Genomic DNA, 18,724 nt, shown 5'->3' on the forward strand with positions numbered 1-18,724 from the left:
GTGTTTCCTCGTTGGGATTCTTCCCAGGAGATCCTAACACCTTGCTCCGCGGATGGTCGCGCAGGAGGCTGGCAGCGCAATGAGCCGAGCCGGACCTCAGCGCCGGCTGGATACCACGATGCCGCCGACGATCAGCGCAAAGGCCAGCGCATGGTAGGCATGCGGCAATTCGCCCAGGAAGGCGGACGACAACAGCGCCGCAAACAGCGGCGTCAGGTTGACGAAGAAGGCGCCGATGCCTGGCCCCGCACGGCGTACGCCGGCGCCCCACAGCGCATAGGCCAGCACGGCAGGACCCGCCGCGACGAACAGCAAGGCTACAGCCAGCTTGCCGCTCCAGGCGATAGCCGGTGCGCCCACCGCCCACTCGATGCCGCTGAACAGGCCCGACCACAGCAGTCCGTAGGCCACCTGGGTTGCCAGGAAGGCCGCCCAATCGCCGCGCAAGGCGGGCTCGTCCTTCGGCTGCAGCAGCATCCAGCTGTAGAAGGACCAGGCGATGGTCGCCAGGATCATGGTCAGGTCGCCGGCCACCAGGCGCAGGCCGAGCAGCTGGTGGACGTCGCCGCGGCACAGCACCACCAGCACGCCGATGATCGACAGCGCCGCCCCCGCCACCTGCCGGCGCCGCACCGGTGCGTTGAAGAACAGGCGCCCAACCAGCATCATCCAGACCGGCATGCCGCTGGCCACCAGGGTCACGTTGATCGGCGTCGAGCTCTGCAGCGCAAGGTATTGCAGCGAGTTGTACATCCCGATGCCGACCAGGCCCAGCAGCGCGTAGCGGCGCCAGTTGATCAAGGCGCCGCTGCCTTTGCGGAACATGGCACGCGCCAGCGGCAACAGGATCAGCAGCGCGATCGCCCAGCGCAGCAGATTCAGCGTCATCGGCGGCACCGCCTCGCGCACCAGACGGCCGACGATGGCGTTGCCCGCCCACAGCAGGGGCGGGACCGTCAGCAGGAGAGTGGTGGAAGGGGAAAGTTTCTGGTTCATCGGGAGTCGAGATACGTCGTTCCCGCGCAGGCGGGAACCCAAGTTTGGCCGCGAACTGGCGGCGTTGCCTACGATGGACTGCGCAAGCTTGGATCCCCGCCTGCGCGGGGATGACGCTAACGGCGACGGGGAGTCAAAACGCTCGGCAAAGCCTTCGGCAGCGTATCCGGGTAATCGCGCGAATAATGCAGCCCGCGGCTTTCGCGGCGCGACAAGGCGCTGCGTACGATCAGCTCCGCCACCTCGACCAGGTTGCGCAGTTCCAGCAAATCGTTCGTCACGCGGAAATTGCGGTAGTACTCGTCGATCTCTTCCTTGAGCAGCTTGATGCGGTGCTGGGCCCGCTCCAGGCGCTTGGTGGTACGCACGATCCCGACGTAATTCCACATGAAGCGGCGCAATTCGTCCCAGTTGTGGGCGATGACCACCTCTTCGTCGGCGTTGGTGACGCGGCTCTCGTCCCAGGCCGGCAGCGCCGGCAGGTCGACACCGGGGGCGGCGGCGATCTGGTGCGCGCAGGCGCGGCCGACCACCAGGCACTCCAGCAGCGAATTGCTGGCCAGGCGGTTGGCGCCATGCAGGCCGGTATAGGCGGTCTCGCCGACCGCGTACAGGCCCGGAATATCGGTGCGGCCGGCCAGGTCGGTCACCACGCCGCCGCAGGTGAAGTGCACGGCTGGCACCACCGGGATCGGCTGCTGGGTGATGTCGATGCCCAGTTCCAGGCAACGCGCGTAAATGGTCGGGAAATGTTCCTTGATGAATTCCGGGCTCTGGTGCGAGATGTCCAGGTGCACGTAGTCCAGGCCGCGCTTTTTCATCTCGAAGTCGATCGCGCGTGCCACCACGTCGCGCGGCGCCAGTTCGCCGCGCTCGTCGTGGGCCGGCATGAAGCGCGTGCCGCCCGCCGCACCGGCTTCTGGCGGCAGCTTCAGGAGGCCGCCTTCGCCTCGCACCGCTTCGCTGATCAGGAAGGATTTCGCATACGGGTGGTAGAGGCAGGTCGGGTGGAACTGGATGAATTCCATGTTCGACACGCGGCAGCCGGCGCGCCAGGCCATGGCGATGCCGTCGCCGGTCGCGGTGTCCGGATTGGTCGTGTACAGGTAGACCTTGCCCGCGCCGCCGGTGGCCAGCACGGTGTGTTCGGCTTCGAAGGTCAGCACCTTGCCGCTCTGCTCATCCTGCACATAGAGGCCGTAGCAGCGCGGCTGGCCCACCAGGCTCGGCGCGCCGCTGTGCACGCCGGTCGGGGTCAGCTTGTCGGAGGTGATGACGTCGATCGCGCAATGGTGCTCGAACAGCGAGATGTTCGGGTGCGCGCGCACCTTTTGTTCCAGCGTCACCTGGACCGCGTGGCCGGTGGCGTCGGCGGCGTGGATGATGCGGCGCTGGCTGTGCCCGCCTTCACGGGTCAGGTGGAAGCCGAGTTCCGCGCTCTCGTCGCGGGTAAAGGGCACGCCTTGCTCGATCAGCCACTCGATGGCTTCGCGGCCATGCTCGACGATGAAGCGGGTGGCGGCCTCGTCGCACAGGCCGGCGCCGGCGACCAGGGTGTCGGCGATGTGCTGGTCATGGCTGTCGCCGGAATCGAGGACGGCGGCGATCCCGCCCTGCGCCCAGTTGCTGGCGCCGTCGAGGAGTTCGCGTTTGGAGATGATGGCGACCTTGCGGGTTTGCGCCAGGTGCAGGGCGACGGAGAGACCGGCCAGGCCGCTGCCGACGATAACAACATCGAATTTCATGGTCGTGTGGAGCGCCCGCTATGGACTCGAGGCCCCTGTGTTTTTGTAAAGAGGCATCACTATAGACGATTTGGCGCGGGATTGTTGGAAGGGCATGGTGTCCATTGGCGTTATGATGTGTCCACGGAAGGAGAAGCGAAATGGACTCACAGGAAGTCAGCAGCAAGATCTGGAACCGCACTCTGGGTGAAGCCAGTGCTGGGGAGCGCGAGGGCGACAAGGCCCTGCGGGCGCTGCTCCTGTTTCACAACGAGGCGATGAGCGCAGGCGTCCTGCATGCGCTCGGCTATTTTTCACCGGAACAGTTGACTGCAGCACAAGATGGCTACCGCTTCTACGGCTTCTGTGCCATCGCCGACCTGATCGCCTCGCCCCTCGACGAAGATGAAGACATGGACGCGTCCGACGAACGCGAGGGCGAATTCGACAATGCGTATCAGGCCGTGATCCCCGTCGATGACACCATTGCGAAAGCCTTCGAAGCGCATTGCCTGTCGCACCCGGAGATGTATGCGCCGCTGTGATACGGCGTCGACTTTAACGTGACGCGTCACGATTTCTCAAGACCTTTTCGTACACCCGACGATAGCGGACCGCCGTCAGCTCCCAGCTGCGGCGCGTTGCCATGAATTCCCTTGCGGCCGTTCCCAAGGCATCGATACGCCAGGGCTGTGCAAGCAGTTCCCCGATCGCCTTCACCAGCGCCGCACGCTTGCCGGCCTCGAACAGGATGCCGCTGTGCCCGTGCACCAGTAGTTCGCGGTGGCAAGCGAGGTCGGAGGCGATCACCGCGCAGCCCTGTGCCAGCGCGTTCAGCAGGTGCCGGGACGGCTCGAAACAAGGCTTGCGGCCCAGCGCCGGGAACACGGCGATGTCGGCACGCGGCAGCAGGTCGGCGGCGCGCCGGTAGGACAGCGCGCCGGAAAACACCACATGGCCACGCAGCGAAGGATGGGCCAGCCGGCTGTCGAAGCGCGCCTCGTCCTCGCCGCCGCCGGCAACCAGCAGCCGCAGCGCCGGATACTGGCGGCGCAGTTGCGCCAGCGCCGCCAGCAGCAGTTCCAGGCCGTCGTCCTGCGCCAGCCCGCCGGCATAGGCAAGCAGCGGCGCGCCTTCGAGTTCCGGCATCCTGGCGCTGTGCAGCCGACCGGGCGTCAGGTCCGGTGCCGCTGGAATCACGGCGATCGTCCGTCCCTGCATCCCCTCGGCACGCAGGGCTGCCCGCACCTGGGCGGTGCCGGTGGCGATGGCGTTCGCGGCGCCCAGTGCCCAGCGCTCTGCCCGCGCGAACGGGTAGCCTGCGGACAGCTGGGCGCGCCGCTCCGCTTCCACCACCAGCGGAATCCGCGCCAGGCGCGCCACCGGCCAGGCGGCGACGGCGTTGGCGCTGGGCAGATGGACGTGGATCAGGTCGGGCCGGGTGAGCTTGGCCACCTGCCGCAGACGCAGGGCCAAAGCCGCGGTCGACATCGCCGCGCCAAGGCGCGAGCCGGGCTCGATGGTCCCGAGCAGCGGAACGCTCCCCGGTGGCGGCGACGTCCGGTAGAAATGCCAGCCTTCGCCCCGGGCCTCACCGCCAGTGTGCGCGGTGCCGGTCAGGTGCACGGTATGTACGCCCTGGCCGCGCAGGCTTTGCAGCAAGGCTTGCGTACGGCGGCTGTAGTCGCTGCGCCGCGGCGCAGAGTGGTCGAGCAGGTGCAGGACACGCATCAGGCCGTACGCGCAAGCGTCTCCGCACCGGTCAGCGCATCGTAGACGGCCAGGTAGTCGCGCGCCATGGCCGGCATGCTGTGTTTGGCGATCACCTGGCTGCGCGCGCGGGCGCCGTGCCGGGCGGCCATTTCTGGAATGCGGCAGTAGTCGGAAACGGCCGCCGCGAGCAGCTCCACCGACATCGGCGGTACGAGGATGCCGGTAAAACCCGCATGCACGAGCTCCGTATTGCCGCCGACGGCCGTGGCCACGACCGGCAGGCCGCTCGCCATCGCCTCGAGGATGAGGTTGGCGCGGTCTTCATGCAAGGAGGGCAGGACGAACAGGTCCATCGCGCGCAGCAGCTGGGCGGTGTCCCCACGCGTGCCGGGCAGCCAGGCACGGGCGCCGGCGCCGGCGCGGTTGAGCATCGCCTGGCACTCGGCGCGCGCGGGACCGTCGCCGATCAGCATCAGGCGCAGGCGCTGGTGGGCAGAGTGTGGCGAGGCGATCAGGCGCAGGAAGGCGTCGACCAGCTGGATCTGGCCGGCGCTGTCGTCCATGCGGCCGATGCTGCCGATGACGAAGGCGCCGTCATGCATGAAGCCGGGCGGCCCCACCGCCGCCGCAGGACCGAGGCGCGGGTGGAACTGTACGCTGTCGACGGCGTTGGCAATTTGCGTGACGCGTGCGGGATCGGCCCCGACCGCATCGACCAGCCAGCGCTGAAGGTCGCTGCTGACCACGATGAAATGGTCGACCAGTGGCCCCAGCAACCGCAGCAGCGCGCGTTCGCCCAGGCTCGCGCGCCCGTGCCGGGCGAGTTCGCGCCCGTACTCGCCGTGCACGCGCAGCCGCACACCGGCCAGTGCCGCGACCAGTTGGGCCGGCAGCCCCGCACGGTTGCGGGTCTCGATCAGGCTGGGGCGCAGGCTGCGCAGTACGCGGTACAGGCGCAGGTAATGCGCCAGGCTCCCATCCTGCTGGTGCAGGTTGAGGATCTCGACGCCTTGCTCGCGCAATCCGGCTTCGTAATCGCCCTGGTCGCGCAGGCAGACGACGGCATGACGATAGCGCTCGGCGGGGAGATGGCGGATCAGGTTCAGCAGGCCGCTCTCGCTATTGGCGCTGGCCAGCGATTCGACCAGGTGCACGATCAGCTGGGCACGCGTTGCCGCAGCGGTCGGGACCACGTCGGCCAGCCCCGCATCGTCCGCAGCCGCCCGATGTGGCGGCACCATGCCGGCGACGTCCGGTAGCGACTGTGCATGGCGGTGGATGGGGTTCATTCGCTATAAACTCCGGCGCTAAACCGTGATTATATTGCCGGCCAAACCCGTGTTTTTTGCGCTTTCGGTCACGGTTGATAGGCCTCAAAAAAGCTGTGCTTCGATGGTTCGGCGCCGCACCGACTGGCTTTTCCGCGGTCGCTACCATGCGAAAGAACTGTTCACCATGAGGACCGATCCATGACGACGCATCACGCCGCAGAAGTGGCCAAACTGGCCGAGAAAATCAAGCAGGTACGCTTTCCGATGTTCACCTGGCAGGACCCGCACGGGCACCTGCTCAGCCAGCCGATGACGCAACAGCAGGTCGACGACGAAGGCGGCATCTGGTTCTATACCTCGACCCTGACGCCGCTGTGGGATTGCATCGCCCACCGCCCGCAGGTCAATCTCGGCTTCGCCGACCAGGACAACAGCCTCTATGTATCGGTCAGCGGCACCGCCGAGCGGGTGGTCGACCGCGAGCGCATCCGCGCGATGTGGAACGCCGGCGTGCAGGCCTGGTTCCCGGCCGGTCCCGAGGACGAGCACGTGGTGCTGATCCGCGTCGATCCGCACTCGGCCGAGTACTGGGACTCGAACGACAGCAAGATGGTCCGCATCTTCGCGATGGCCAAGGCCGCGATCACCGGCGACAAGCCGGACCTCGACAGCGAACACAAGACCATTCGCCTCGACTGAGGACCTTCCTCTCTTGCAATAAACCTGCCTGCTGACGTACAGTACACGCTTCTTTCCGAAGGAGCGGCAATGGAGCAGGCAGGGCTGGGCCGATGAACGGTCCGCTGGAAGCGCTGGGGGACGTCTACGCGGCGCTGGCCGCGACCGCGCCGCTCGAATTGGCGGCGAACGCCTTTACTGCCGCCGCCATCGTGCTGGCCGGCCGCAACAACGTCCACACCTGGTGGACCGGGGTCGTCGGTACGGCGCTGTTCGGCCTGCTGTTCGCGCAGAACCGGCTGTATGCCGATGTGGCGCTGCAGGTCTTCTTCATCGTCACCGGCCTGATCGGCTGGTGGAAATGGCTGCGCGGCCAGGAGGGCGCGCCGCTGCCGGTCACCCACGCCGGCGCCGCCAGCCTGTTGTGGATCGTCCCGCTCGGGTTCGGTGCCACCGCGGCCTATGGCGCCATGCTCCACCATTTCACCAACGCCTACGCACCCTTCATCGATTCCGCGGTGCTGGTTTTCAGCGTCATCGGCCAGCTCCTGATGATGCAGCGCCGCGTCGAGAACTGGGGCTTCTGGCTGCTCGTGAACACGATCGCCACGCCGCTGTATTTCAGCCGCGGACTGCACCTGACCGCCATCCTGTATGCGGGCTTCTGGATCAACGCCCTCGTTTCCTGGCGCAACTGGCACAAGCTGGCCGCGCCGCAGCCATCCCTGGAGAACATCCGTCCATGAAAGTGAAAGCAATCGCGGCCGCGCTGGCCGTCCTCGGCGCCTTGGCATCCACCGCCGCCTCCGTGCACGCGGCCCCGAACGAACGCGTGGTGGCCGTCCGTGCCGGCAAACTCGTCGATGTGGTCGCAGGCAAGGTGCTGGAAAACCAGACCATCCTGATCGCCGGCGAGCGCATTACCGCGGTCGGCCCGAGCGCCAGTGTGAATGTGCCGGCTGGCGCGGAGCTGGTCGACCTGTCCGGCGCGACCGTGCTGCCGGGGCTGATCGACGCCCATACGCACCTGACCGGCAATGCCGCGCACCACGGGTACGAAACGTTGGGCACGGCCGATATCCGCGCTGCGCTGTATGGCGCGCATGCGGCCCGCCTGACCCTGGAGGCCGGCTTCACGACCGTGCGCAACGTCGGCGCCAGCGGCTTCGGCGATGTGGCGCTGCGTGACGCCATCAATGAAGGCGAACTGCCGGGGCCGCGCATGCGCGTATCCGGCTATCCGCTGGGCATCCAGGGCGGGCACTGCGACAACAACCTGCTGCCCTACGAGTTCCATGCGCAGGAACTGGGCGTCGCCGATGGTCCCTGGGCGGCCCGTGCCAAGGTGCGCGAGATGGCCAAGTACGGCGCCGACACCATCAAGATCTGCGCCTCGGGCGGCGTGCTGTCGAAGGGCGACGAGCCGGGCGCCCAGCAGTACACCCTGGAAGAGATGAAAGCCATCGTCGAGGAAGCGCACAAGCTGGGCCGGCGCGTGGCGGCGCACGCCCACGGCGCCAGCAGCATCCGCGATGCGATCCTGGCCGGCGTCGATTCGGTCGAGCACGCGAGCCTGGTCGACGACGAAGGCATCCGCCTGGCGCGCGAGAAGGGCACCTATTTTGTCATGGACATCTATAACGATGACTACATCCTGCAGGAAGGCGCCAAGGCCGGCATGCTGCAGGAGTCGCTGGACAAGGAACGCGCCCTCGGCCAGCTCCAGCGCGACAACTTCCGCAAGGCCTTCAAGGGCGGCGTCAAGATGGCCTTCGGCACCGATGCCGGCGTCTACCCGCACGGCGACAATGCGCGCCAGTTCCGCTACATGGTCCAGTACGGCATGACGCCGATGCAGGCGATCCAGGCCGCAACCATCAACGCCGCCGACCTGCTGGGCTGGAAGGACCGCATCGGCTCGGTCCAGCCGGGCAAGTATGCGGACCTGATCGCGGTTGCCGGCGACCCGCTCAAGGACCCGGCCGAGCTCACGCGCGTGAACTTCGTGATGAAGGGCGGCGCGGTAGTGAAGGGCGCGCAGCAGCGCCCCTGAACCTGTACATCCATTCGTACGAATCCTTTCTCCGTCGCGTGCTAGGCTAAAAGGCCACACACCGATGGAGGAAGCGATGTCCGATTTTCAGCACCCCGAATACCAGGCCTGCATCGAGGCCTGTTACGCCTGCGCGGCAGCCTGCGACAACTGCTCGACCGCCTGCCTGCAGGAAGACAACGTCAAGATGATGGCGCGCTGTATTGCGCTCGACATGGACTGCGCCGCACTGTGCAGGATGGCCGCCGCCTGCATGGCGCGCGGCAGCGAGTTTGCCGCCCAGGTATGCCGGCTGTGTGCGGCTGTTTGCACGGCCTGTGCCGACGAATGCGGCAAGCACCAGATGGACCACTGCCAGGCTTGCGCGCAAGCCTGCCGCCGCTGCGCGGATGCCTGCCTGGCGATGGACAGCGCCGCCTGAGTCAGGGCGCCTGAATCAGGCCGCGCGGTTCAAGGCTGGCGGGGCGGCGCCAGGTCGTCTTCCGACTGGTTGCCGCCGGTCTCTGGCGTGCCGAGCCCCGTCGGGCTGATGCCGGCTTGCTGACTGCGCGTGTCCTGGGCGCCGCGTCCGATCGCGGTGGCCGCGGTGCCGGCGCCTTCGGGCCCGGCGGCGGTATCCACCGCGTGCTGCAGTTTGTCGCCCTGGACCTTGTTCGTGTCCCCGGATGCGGCCGCTTCCTCGTCGCGCGGCTTGGTCAGCGCCTCGCCGCCGCTGCCACCGGTTTCGGCCATGGTTTCGTGGGTGGGGGTCGAGCCGGCTTCGCCGCTGGTGGCGCCGCCGATGCCCAGCGTGGCCGAATCTGCGCTATTGGTCTGGTTCGCGTTCATGTTACCTCCCTTGGCATGATGAGCGATTATCGCCGTCCTGCCGTCACCGGGCTGTCGGTGCAGGCAGCGGCAGACTGTAGGAGGCTGGCGCAAATGCATTACTCCCGGTAGCATGTTGTCAATAATAAGCGGCAATCCGCATTGGGAGGAGACGTGACAGCACCCCTGGCAGCGCAATATCACGAGGTCCTGATCGTGGGCGGCGGTTTCGGCGGCATCGGCATGGCGGTCATGCTGAAGCGCGCGGGCATCGACGACTTTCGCATCCTGGAGCGTAGCAACGAGGTCGGCGGCGTCTGGCGCGACAACACCTATCCGGGCGCCGCCTGCGACGTACCGTCCCACCTGTACTCGTTTTCCTTCGAGCCGAACCCGGACTGGTCGCGCCATTTCGCCAGCCAGGACGAGATCCATGCCTACCTGCGCCGCTGCGCCGGGAAGCACGAACTGGCCCGCTACCTGCGCTGTAACGCGGAAGTCGCCGAGGCGGCATACGACGACGCTGCCGGCCTGTGGCGCGTGCGCCTGTGCGACGGCGCCGAATTCGCTTCCCGCATCCTGATCACGGCCACCGGGCAGCTGAGCAATCCCGCGCTGCCCCGGATCGAAGGTCTCGACAGCTTCCGCGGCCCGGCCTTCCATTCGGCGCGCTGGGACCATGGCGTGGACCTGGCCGGCAAGCGCGTCGCGGTGATCGGCACCGGCGCCTCGGCCATTCAGTTCGTGCCGACGATCGCAGCGAAGGCGGGCCGCTTGAGCGTGTTCCAGCGTTCGCCGTCCTGGATCATCCCGCGCCCGGACAAAGCCTATCCGGCCTGGCGCAGGACGCTGTTCCGGACCATGCCCTGGACCATGCGCCTGCATCGCGCCATGATCTATACACAGTACGAATCGCGCGCACTGGCGTTCACGCGCCTGAAAGGGCTGCTGAAGATCGCGGCCGGGATCCCGTTCCGGCGCATGCTGGCGCGGCAGGTGGCCGATCCGGCGCTGCGCGCGAAGCTTACGCCGGATTACCCGATCGGCTGCAAGCGCATCCTGCTGTCGAGCGACTACCTGGCCACCTTCAGCCGTCCCAACGTCGAGCTGGTCACGGAGGGCATCGCCCGCGTCACCCCGGACGGCATCCAGACCACGGATGGGCGCCTGCATGAAGCCGACGTCATCGTCTACGGCACCGGTTTCGCTGCGACGCGCTTCCTGGCGCCGATGCGCGTCACCGGCCGCGACGGCCTCGACCTGAATGCGGCATGGGCGGCCGGCGCATCGAGCTACCTGGGCATGAGCGTGCCGGGTTTCCCGAACTTCTTCATGCTGTACGGACCGAACACCAACCTTGGCCACAATTCCATCGTCTACATGCTCGAGAGCCAGTTTGCGCACGTGCTGCGCTGCCTGCGTGCGCTGCGCCGCACCGACGCCGGTTCGAACGCCACCCGCATCGAAGTCCAGGCGGCGCCGCACCGGGCCTTCAATGCGCATATCCAGGCGCGGCTGGCAAAAAGCGCCTGGATCGGCTGCCATAGCTGGTATCTGGACGAGCAGGGGAGAAATACCGTCAACTGGCCGGGCTTTACCCTGACTTACCGCTGGCTCGCGAAACACGCGTCGCTGGGCGCCTACCAGTTCACCCGTCCAGGCAGGGCGCCGCATGAAACGCGGGTGCCGGCGCCGCCGTCGACCCTGGAGCGGATGTTGGCAGCCCAGAACCGCCTGCTGCTGCGGGCGGTGTTCCGGCCACTGGTCGGCCCGCCACTGAGCCTGCGGGCACAGCGCCGGGTCGTCGACCTGCTGGGATGGCTGATGCCGGCCGCGCGCAAGGTGCGGCGCGAACGGCGCATACTGGGCGGTGTACCTGCCGAGCTGGCGCTGCCTGCGGTCACGGAGGTCGCGACCGCACCGGCTGCAATCCTATATTTGCACGGCGGCGCTTTCTGTCTCGGCTCGCCCTGGAGCCACCGCGGCCTGACGTCGCGGCTGGCGCGTGCTGCCGGCATGCCGGTGTGGACGCCTGACTACCGGCTGGTACCCGAACATCCATACCCTGCGGCGCTGGACGATGCGCTCGCCTGTTACGAGGCGCTGCTGGCCAGTGGGCTGCGCGCGGACCGGATCGTGATTGCCGGCGATTCGGCCGGCGCTTCGCTGGCGATGGCGCTGCTGCTGCGCCTGAAGGCCGGCCAGAGGCAATTGTCGGCCGGGGCGGCGCTGCTGTCGCCGATGGCGGATCTGCGACTTGCGCATCCGGATATCGAGACGCGCGCGGCGCAGGATCCGATGCTGCGCGCCGCCTGGATCCGCCAATCGCTGGCCGTCTATGCCTGTCCGCCGGATGCGTTCGAGCACGCGCCGCTGAAGGCCGATCTGGCGGGGCTGCCGCCGCTGCTGATCCAGGCCGGCACCGATGAAATCCTGTTGACCGATGCGGAGCAGCTGGCCGCGCATGCCGTCGCCTGCGGGGTCCCGTGCCGGCTCGAGATCCACGAGCAGCGCTGGCATGTGTTCCAGCTGCAGGCGGCGCAACTGGCCAGCGCGCGCTCGGCGATCCAGACGGTGGGCGAGTTCGCGCGGGAACGGATCGCGGATGGCGGGGAAGGGGACGCGCACGTCACCGCACGCCACGCCGGGCGTGAGGAAGTACCCGTGCCCGCCGCGTCCTAGGCCGCTTTGCGTCCGCGACTCAGACCGGAATCTCGGAAGTGCCGCCGCCCGCGCTGCCGAAGTCTTGCAGCTGGTCGAGCGTCAGCCGGCGCTCATTCAGGGCCTTGACGATCGCCTGGAGCTGCTCGGGATCGGGCTGGATGTAGATCATGCGCTGCTCGACCTGCTGTTCCCAATAGGGCGTGTAGGGGACGTCGGTTTCAGCCATGACCTTGGCCTTGAAGCTGCCGTCCTGCAGTTCGCCGACCAGGGTGATGCGGGTGGTGTCCGGGGTGGTGTTGTTGACGGTGATGTTCATGGGCGCTCCTGTTTGTCCGTTCGCGTAAAGGTATTGTCCTGTACGTCAACGGAGAGCGCCAACACGGTTCGCGGCGGCGATGTTTACCCGAACCCGTTCCGGACCAGGCGGCCCGAATCAGTCAGGCTCTGGCGCATCGACCAGCAAGGCGGGATCCAGCGCGCGAATACGCGGCTCGACATAGTAACCGCCTGCCTCGACGTAGGTAAGGCAGGCGCGTCCGCAGACGCTGCACTGTTGAACCGTGCAGCGATTGTATGGGTAATAACGCGGCGCGATCGGCGCGCCGGCAGACCAGTAGCTCGTGCCTTGAGGATGGTACTCGGCGAAGGTCGGCTCGCTGTATGGGTCTTCACTTAATGTGCCGGCCGTGCGCATTTGCGCTTGCGGAAAATCGACAGGAATACGGGTCCATTCGGTGTAGCGGTCGATTCCGCACCCACACGCGCGGGCCACGCGCGCCGAGTCCAGGGCCAGTTCCCTTAGTTCAATGAAGTCCAGCTTGTCGTCCACCATGTGCGTCACATCCATTCAAAAGGCGATCATGCCGGAACGGCGCCGGATTCGCAAACCGGCGCCGTTCCCTGGCGCTTCATGCGCCAGCCTTCCCCGCGGCCTTGGCGCCCGGGGCGATCTGGGTCACCACATTGCGTTGGCCCGAGTCGTCGAGCAGCCAGGCAATCAGGGACGCCAGCAGCGCGAAGCCCGCCAGCACTGCCAATGCCAGGCTGAAGTTCCCGGTGTGGTCCTTGATGAAGCCGACCGAGGTCGGGCCGACGAAGCCGCCGACCTGGGCCAGGGTATTGATCACCGCAATGCCGAGCGCCGCGCTGGGGCCGGCCAGGAAGGTGCTGGTCATGCTCCAGAACACGCCCAGACTGCCCCAGATCCCGGCCGCGGCGACGCACAGCAGCACGAAAGCCAGGTAGGGGTTCGGCGCGTAAGCGCTCAGCAGCAGCGCGATGCCGCCAACGCCCATGGCGGCGGCGACGTGCAGGCGCCGCTCGTTCACCCGATCGGAACGGCGCGCGATCATGACCATGGCGATGGCTGCGCAGCAGAACGGCAGGGAGCCGAGCAGGCCGACTTCGATGTCGTTCAGGGCGCCCAGGCTCTTGACGATCTGCGGGGCCCAGAGCAGCACGCCGTACAGCGCCGACAGGAAACAGGAAAACAGCGCGGACAGCGTCCATACCCGCGGCAGGGCGAGCACCTGGCGCAGCGTCATGCTTTCGGTGGCGGCAAGCTGGCGGCGTTCGGCGTCGAGTTCCTTGACCAGCCAGTCGCGTTCGCCGGCGTCGAGCCAGGCGGCCTGGCGCGGGCTGTCGGTGAGCCACCAGAACACCACGAAGCCCAGCAGCACGGCCGGAATCGCCTCGTAGATGAACATCCAGCGCCAGCCGGACATGCCCATCACGCCGTCGGTCCACTTCAGCAGGAAGCCCGACAATGGCGAGCCGATCGCGGAGGCCAGGGCCGTCGCGACGACCACGCCGGCATTCGCGCGGGCACGGTAGCGCACCGGGAACCACGTCGCGAGATAGGCGATCACGCCCGGCATGAAGCCGGCTTCGGCGGCGCCGACGATAAAACGCAGGACGTAGAACGAGGTTTCGCCGTGGATGAAGGCCATGCCGCACGAAGCCAGGCCCCAGGCGATCATGATGATACCGATCCACAGACGGGCGCCGATCCGCGACAGCATGGCGTTGGCCGGCACTTCGAACAGCGCATAGGCGACGAAGAACACGCCGGCGCCGAGTCCGAAGGCGGTCGCGCTCAGGCCGAGCTCCTTGTTCATCGTGAGCGCGGCAAAGCCGACGTTGACGCGGTCCAGGTAGTTCACGATGAGAAGGATGAAAAGGAAGGGCACCAGGCGGCGGTACGCCTTTTTCATCGTCGAGGTTTCGTGTGTTGTCGTCATGCTGGTCTCCAGATTATGTTGCCTCGCGCGCGGTGCATGCCGCGTGCTTGTCGGCCGGGATTGCTGTGCGGCTGTCCGTCAGCGGAAGCCGTAGATGTCCATCGTGTTGCGACCCTTCTTCAACTCGTCGACGATGCCGCGTTCCTTGGCCTCGCGCGCCTCGGCTTGCGCCAGCACGTCGCGGACGGCGGACGCCGGGATCGCGACCACGCCGTCGGCGTCGCCCACCACCAGGTCGCCGGGGGCAATGTCGATGCGGCCGATGCGCACCGGGCCGCCCAGCTGGCCCACCGGCGCCTTGGCGGTGCCGCGGATTGCCGTGCCGCGGCAGAACACCGGAAACCCGAGCGCCTCGATGGCTTCGATGTCGCGCACGCAGCCATCGATGACCAGTCCGGCCACGCCACGTTCGATCGCGGCCGTGGTGAGGATGTCGCCCCAATACCCGAATGCATGGGCGTCCGCGTCGGTCTCGGTCAGCGCCACGACCAGGACTTCGCCCGGACGTGCGCTAGCGAGGGCGCGGTGGATCATGAGGTTGTTCCCTGGCAGCGTAGACACGGTCAAGGCTGGGCCCGCCACGCGCGCGCGGCCGAAGGGGCGGACCGCCGCCGGCAAGTCGCCCCGGCGGTCGAAGGCTTCGTGCAGCGTCGCGGCACCGAGCCGGCGCGCGCGTTCGAGTTCCTGCGGCGTCATCATTTCTGCACCCGCTGCAGTGTGTGGTAGCCGAATTCCGTGCGCGCGTCCTTCAAGCGCTTGCCGGCACGGAAGCCTTCGATAATGCGCAGCTCGGATTCGCGGGTGCGCAGCGCGATGGCCAGCACTTCGTCCTCGCGTTCATGCGGCACCACGACCACGCCGTCGGCATCGCCCAGCACGATATCGCCCGGGCGCACCCGCACATCCCCCAGGGAGACCGCACCGCCCACCTCCGCGACCTGCACCCGGTCCTTGCCGGTGCGCATGAAGCGCCCACGGCTGAAGATCGGGTAGTTGAACTGGGCCGCCGCATCGGCGTCCCGGCAGACGCCGTTCACCACAGTGCCGGCCAGGCCCATGCGGGAGGCGACTTCGGTCAGGATGCCGCCCCAGACGGTACAGTCGACGCGGCCATTGTTGTCGAGCACCACGACGCTGCCAGCCGGCACCTCATCGATGTAATCACCGACCGTGCCCGGGACCAGGTCCACCGGTTCGTAACGCACGGTGAACGCACGGCCGAGGGTGCGGACCGCGGCGCCGACCGTGCCGATGCCGAGCGCGCTCCCGGGCAGGCCGAGACGGTCGAGGGCATCCGAGAGTTCGGCGGTGGACAGCGAGGCGTAGCCTTCCGGGATAGGCACCGGGCCGCGATGGGCAAGGGGAGAGGGGAATTCTGTGGGCTTCATGGAGGCTCCTGCGATGCAAAAAAATAGCGATATCGCATCGTAGGAGCGCAGCACCGGCCGTGTCCAAGACCGGCTCGTTATGCTTCTATAATGTTTTTCTTATAGTGTCTTCAACATGCCCAGGAAAGCGGCCAGGTGTGCTGACTGGTCATCGCTGCGGAAGGTCGCGGACAGGGTGCTGAGCCGCTTCGCAGCCGCGCCGCGCAGCGGCTTGTAAGTCACGTCCGAGCGGCCGAGACGGGCCACCGAGGCGCCTACATAGGTCACGCCAAGACCGGCCGCCACCAGGGCGATCGCGGTCTGGATTTCGTCGGCGCGGTGCGCCACCTCCGGCGTCAGGCCGGCATCGCGGTACAGACCCTCGACAAAGCGCGGGAACGACGCGGCAGGCTGACGCGGATAGAGGATCAGCGGCTCACCGCCGAGATCGTCGATCTCGAGGTCGGCGCGCGCCGCCAGCGGATGGTCTGCCGCCAGGACCGCCACCAGGGGCTCGCCCAGCAGGGGCTGCGTTGCAAACCCGGGCACGTCCTGTACCTGCCGCCCGATGCCGACATGGATACTCAGGTCTCGCAGCGCATCCGCTTGTTCCTCGGTGAGCATTTCGAACAGCTTCAACTCGACGTCGGGGTAGGCGCGGTGGAAGGCTTTCAGCGCAGGCGGCAGCACGCTGTACACGGCCGAGCGGGTGAAGCCGATCCCGAGCCAGCCGCGCTTGCCCAGCCCGATCTCGCGCGTGCCGAGTGCCGCATGCTCGAAGGTCTCCAGGATGTGGCGCGCCTCGGTGGCCAGGTAAGTGCCGGCCTCGGTCAGGCGTAGCGGCCGGCTGCCGCGGTCGATCAGCTGGGTGCCGAGGCGGTCCTCGAGCAGGCGAATCTGCTGGCTGAGCGCCGGTTGCGCCACGTGCAGGCGCTCGGCGGCGCGGCTGAAGTTCAGCTCCTCGGCGAGGACCACGAAGAATTGGAGGTGACGAAGGTTCATGTATCTACCGGGCCGGAAAACCGCGAGCTTAGCAAATTGCCGGACTTGCGCACCAGTCCGGCATAAGGCCGACATGCTGCAAGAGGGTAGGGCCTGGCGGTCAAGGTGGGATTGCGATGGGCTTCAGCCTGGCTGCGGCAGGCCGAAAAGCGGCAGGGTCAGGGAAGCGGCAGGATCCGGCAGGGGCGGTCGGCCGCCGGTGCGTAAGCTGCGGACGCGTGCGGCCATGGCCCAGCCAGCGGGCAGGCTGCGCCACCGGATGCGCCAAACGCAATGGGACACTTGCCCAGCAGCGGCAGCACTGGCAGGGCGGGGTCCGTAGAACGTGACGATTTATGCTGCCTAGGCGACAAGCGTCGAGTACCTGGATGAGACTCGAATCCTGTCTTAAACGGAACCACGAAGACATCAGAGACGGCGACGAGCGCCGCCCACGCCAGGAAGCCATGTCAGTTGCGACGGGTGGAACTGCGTGCTGGCCCTGTAAGGAAATGGTCGCGGTGCGAGCAATGTTTACCGCTTGTCGGGGCCCCCAAACTGAAACCTTTAACTCGACATTACCAAATATATTGTCGAGTTCAATATTTGTCGTGCCAAAGTGTTATACTGTACATAAACACAGCCCTTTTCAGCCGCGCCGCAGAATCATGCCGAACTTTACCCCAATCGACCTGGGCCCGTCCGCACCGGAAGAGATCACAACCGGCCCCAGCGGCCGCATGCACGTCAAGATGTATCGGCTCGCCGAGGATGCCATCACTGAGGCCACCACCGACATCGAACTGGCCCGGGAGTTCATCGCCCACGGCGAACTCAGCGCGAAATCGATCCAGAATTCGCAAAAGGAACTGTTCCGCTTCCTGACCTGGTGCCGCGAAGAAGCCAAAAAGACGCTCTCTCAGTTGAACGTCGCGGACCTGAACAACTACAAGGAATTCCTGAAGAATCCACCGCCCGAATGGATCTCGAAGACCAAGTGGCCGCGCAACGATCCGCGCTACCGGCCGTTCACCGGGCCGCTGTCGGACCCGAGCCGGCGCCAGGCCATGATCGCCGTCAAGGGCCTGATGGGCTTTGCCGAGCAAACGGGCTATCTGCGCCGTAATCCCGGTGCGCTGGTTCGCAACGTCAAAGCCCCGTCAGCGAGCCGGATTACGCGCTATCTGACCCAGGGCGCGATCGCGCTCGCGCTGGAAACCGTTTCCAGCCGCCCGGCCGACACGCCGGCGGCTTTCAGGCGCCGCGCGCGCGACCGCTTCCTGCTGATCGCCTTTGCGCACACCGGCGCCCGCCTGAACGAGATCGTCAGCGCCTCGATGGGCTCGATCTACACCGAAGGCAACGGCCGCTGGTGGCTGGACGTCCTCGGCAAAGGCAACAAGCCGCGCCGCCTGCCGGTGCCGCCGGAGATGCTCGACGCCTTCCAATCCTACCGCCAGGCCTTCGAACTGCTGCCGCAGACCAGCCGCACGGACCGTACGCCGCTGGTGCTGTCGAGCCGTTCGCGCGAACCGGCGCGCATCACCGACGAAGCGGCGGCCGAAGCGATCAAGGCGGTGTTCGCCGATGCCGCGCGCGCCGCCGACGCGCAAGGCGACCAGGACACGGCGGCGACATTGCGCCAGGCCTCGGCGCACTGGCTGCGCCACAGCATGCTGACCAACCACGCGAACAACGGGGTGCAGTTGAAGACGCTGCAGGACACGGCGGGGCACGAGAACATCGCGACCACTGCGGCTTATCTGCACAAGACCGACAACGAGCGGCATGACGAAATCATCCGTTCGGTGAACGGGAAGCGCGTTTTGTGAGCTGTGCTGCCCCTTGGGGGCGGCTTTATGGATAGCGCATTTGACATAATATAGATTATGCGCACAGACGGTAGTTTACGTGCTGTTGCGTGTTTTCGCTAGCGCAACGATAGTTACCGCAACACCTGATGCCTAAATGGTACAATTGTCTGTTGCTCAACTTCTGCCTTCCTGTCAGTGCTTTTTCAACTCTCCGACGTTCTTGCCCCTCGTGACCTTCAAGGCCCGATCCTGGTCGACGCGACTGGGATGCCGCGTTACTGGGCCACAGTATGGTCGACGCTCTCGACTGCTCAGTTAGCTGACTCGACTCACATCAAGAAGCTTCGCTGCATCGAGTGCTTGTACCAGCATGCAGACAACTTGCTAGGCAGTTCCGCCCTGGATAACGCGCTGGG

18 protein-coding genes are annotated in these 18,724 nt (G+C 66.7%); 7 read left to right on the top strand and 11 right to left on the bottom strand.

Translation table 11 applies throughout. From position 1 onward, the window contains the following. Positions 1 to 96: 96 nt before the first annotated feature. Positions 97 to 996 (bottom strand): DMT family transporter, encoded by a 900-nt coding sequence (locus NX782_RS24880; RefSeq protein WP_258848190.1) that lies wholly within the window; start codon positions 994 to 996, stop codon positions 97 to 99. Between the two features lie 116 nt (positions 997 to 1,112). Beyond that, positions 1,113 to 2,741 carry an L-aspartate oxidase gene (gene nadB / locus NX782_RS24885; RefSeq protein WP_258848191.1) on the bottom strand — a complete coding sequence of 543 codons (1,629 nt, stop codon included), beginning with the start codon at positions 2,739 to 2,741 and terminating at the stop codon, positions 1,113 to 1,115. 140 nt (positions 2,742 to 2,881) lie between these two features. On the opposite strand from nadB, the gene NX782_RS24890 reads away from it, so the two are divergent. Further along, positions 2,882 to 3,265, top strand: coding sequence for a hypothetical protein (locus tag NX782_RS24890; protein WP_258848192.1), 384 nt, complete (start codon positions 2,882 to 2,884; stop codon positions 3,263 to 3,265). Positions 3,266 to 3,278: 13 nt separating this feature from the next. On the opposite strand, the gene NX782_RS24895 is transcribed toward NX782_RS24890, so the two are convergent. Together NX782_RS24895 and NX782_RS24900 are read right to left on the bottom strand one after the other, a co-directional pair. Then, positions 3,279 to 4,451 carry a glycosyltransferase family 4 protein gene (locus NX782_RS24895; RefSeq protein ID WP_258848193.1) on the bottom strand — a complete coding sequence of 391 codons (1,173 nt, stop codon included), beginning with the start codon at positions 4,449 to 4,451 and terminating at the stop codon, positions 3,279 to 3,281. Continuing rightward, the gene (locus NX782_RS24900; protein ID WP_258848194.1) at positions 4,451 to 5,722 is read right to left on the bottom strand and encodes a glycosyltransferase; all 1,272 of its coding nucleotides are present in this window, start codon (positions 5,720 to 5,722) and stop codon (positions 4,451 to 4,453) included. The genes NX782_RS24895 and NX782_RS24900 overlap by 1 nt, the downstream gene beginning before the upstream one ends. Before the next feature lie 180 nt (positions 5,723 to 5,902). On the opposite strand from NX782_RS24900, the gene NX782_RS24905 reads away from it, so the two are divergent. The 4 genes from NX782_RS24905 (at position 5,903) to NX782_RS24920 (ending at position 8,856) form a co-directional block, all read left to right on the top strand. Next, positions 5,903 to 6,403, top strand: coding sequence for a pyridoxamine 5'-phosphate oxidase family protein (locus NX782_RS24905; protein WP_258848195.1), 501 nt, complete (start codon positions 5,903 to 5,905; stop codon positions 6,401 to 6,403). 92 nt (positions 6,404 to 6,495) lie between these two features. Beyond that, positions 6,496 to 7,128: a nicotinamide riboside transporter PnuC gene (pnuC, locus tag NX782_RS24910; protein WP_258848196.1), complete on the top strand. Its 633-nt coding sequence runs from the start codon at positions 6,496 to 6,498 to the stop codon at positions 7,126 to 7,128. Further along, on the top strand, positions 7,125 to 8,435 hold the full coding sequence (locus NX782_RS24915) for a Xaa-Pro dipeptidase (RefSeq protein ID WP_258848197.1): 1,311 nt from the start codon (positions 7,125 to 7,127) through the stop codon (positions 8,433 to 8,435). Before pnuC ends, NX782_RS24915 begins: the two co-directional genes overlap by 4 nt. A gap of 76 nt (positions 8,436 to 8,511) precedes the next feature. Next, positions 8,512 to 8,856 carry a four-helix bundle copper-binding protein gene (locus NX782_RS24920; protein ID WP_258848198.1) on the top strand — a complete coding sequence of 115 codons (345 nt, stop codon included), beginning with the start codon at positions 8,512 to 8,514 and terminating at the stop codon, positions 8,854 to 8,856. A 29-nt stretch (positions 8,857 to 8,885) separates the two neighbouring features. On the opposite strand, the gene NX782_RS24925 is transcribed toward NX782_RS24920, so the two are convergent. Continuing rightward, on the bottom strand, positions 8,886 to 9,263 hold the full coding sequence (locus tag NX782_RS24925) for a hypothetical protein (protein WP_258848199.1): 378 nt from the start codon (positions 9,261 to 9,263) through the stop codon (positions 8,886 to 8,888). A gap of 153 nt (positions 9,264 to 9,416) precedes the next feature. On the opposite strand from NX782_RS24925, the gene NX782_RS24930 reads away from it, so the two are divergent. After that, positions 9,417 to 11,924, top strand: a complete 2,508-nt coding sequence (locus NX782_RS24930) for a flavin-containing monooxygenase (protein WP_258848200.1) — start codon at positions 9,417 to 9,419, stop codon at positions 11,922 to 11,924. Between the two features lie 19 nt (positions 11,925 to 11,943). Here the strand turns inward: NX782_RS24930 and NX782_RS24935 are convergent, their stop codons facing one another. From NX782_RS24935 to NX782_RS24960, 6 genes are all read right to left on the bottom strand, one after another. Further along, complete coding sequence (locus tag NX782_RS24935; RefSeq protein ID WP_258848201.1) at positions 11,944 to 12,222, bottom strand: hypothetical protein; 279 nt, start codon at positions 12,220 to 12,222, stop codon at positions 11,944 to 11,946. Between the two features lie 117 nt (positions 12,223 to 12,339). Beyond that, positions 12,340 to 12,738, bottom strand: a complete 399-nt coding sequence (locus tag NX782_RS24940) for a hypothetical protein (protein WP_258848202.1) — start codon at positions 12,736 to 12,738, stop codon at positions 12,340 to 12,342. Between the two features lie 76 nt (positions 12,739 to 12,814). Then, on the bottom strand, positions 12,815 to 14,146 hold the full coding sequence (locus NX782_RS24945) for an MFS transporter (RefSeq protein ID WP_258848203.1): 1,332 nt from the start codon (positions 14,144 to 14,146) through the stop codon (positions 12,815 to 12,817). Positions 14,147 to 14,224: 78 nt separating this feature from the next. Further along, positions 14,225 to 14,845 carry an RraA family protein gene (locus NX782_RS24950; protein ID WP_258848204.1) on the bottom strand — a complete coding sequence of 207 codons (621 nt, stop codon included), beginning with the start codon at positions 14,843 to 14,845 and terminating at the stop codon, positions 14,225 to 14,227. After that, positions 14,842 to 15,534 carry an RraA family protein gene (locus tag NX782_RS24955; RefSeq protein ID WP_258848205.1) on the bottom strand — a complete coding sequence of 231 codons (693 nt, stop codon included), beginning with the start codon at positions 15,532 to 15,534 and terminating at the stop codon, positions 14,842 to 14,844. The genes NX782_RS24950 and NX782_RS24955 overlap by 4 nt, the downstream gene beginning before the upstream one ends. 99 nt (positions 15,535 to 15,633) lie before the next feature. Further along, positions 15,634 to 16,515, bottom strand: coding sequence for a LysR family transcriptional regulator (locus NX782_RS24960; protein ID WP_258848206.1), 882 nt, complete (start codon positions 16,513 to 16,515; stop codon positions 15,634 to 15,636). A gap of 647 nt (positions 16,516 to 17,162) precedes the next feature. On the opposite strand from NX782_RS24960, the gene NX782_RS24965 reads away from it, so the two are divergent. After that, the gene (locus NX782_RS24965; protein ID WP_258848207.1) at positions 17,163 to 18,326 is read left to right on the top strand and encodes a tyrosine-type recombinase/integrase; all 1,164 of its coding nucleotides are present in this window, start codon (positions 17,163 to 17,165) and stop codon (positions 18,324 to 18,326) included. Positions 18,327 to 18,724 lie beyond the last annotated feature (398 nt).

This window comes from Massilia norwichensis, from assembly GCF_024753245.1.
Taxonomy (GTDB): Bacteria; Pseudomonadota; Gammaproteobacteria; order Burkholderiales; family Burkholderiaceae_D; genus Telluria; species Telluria norwichensis.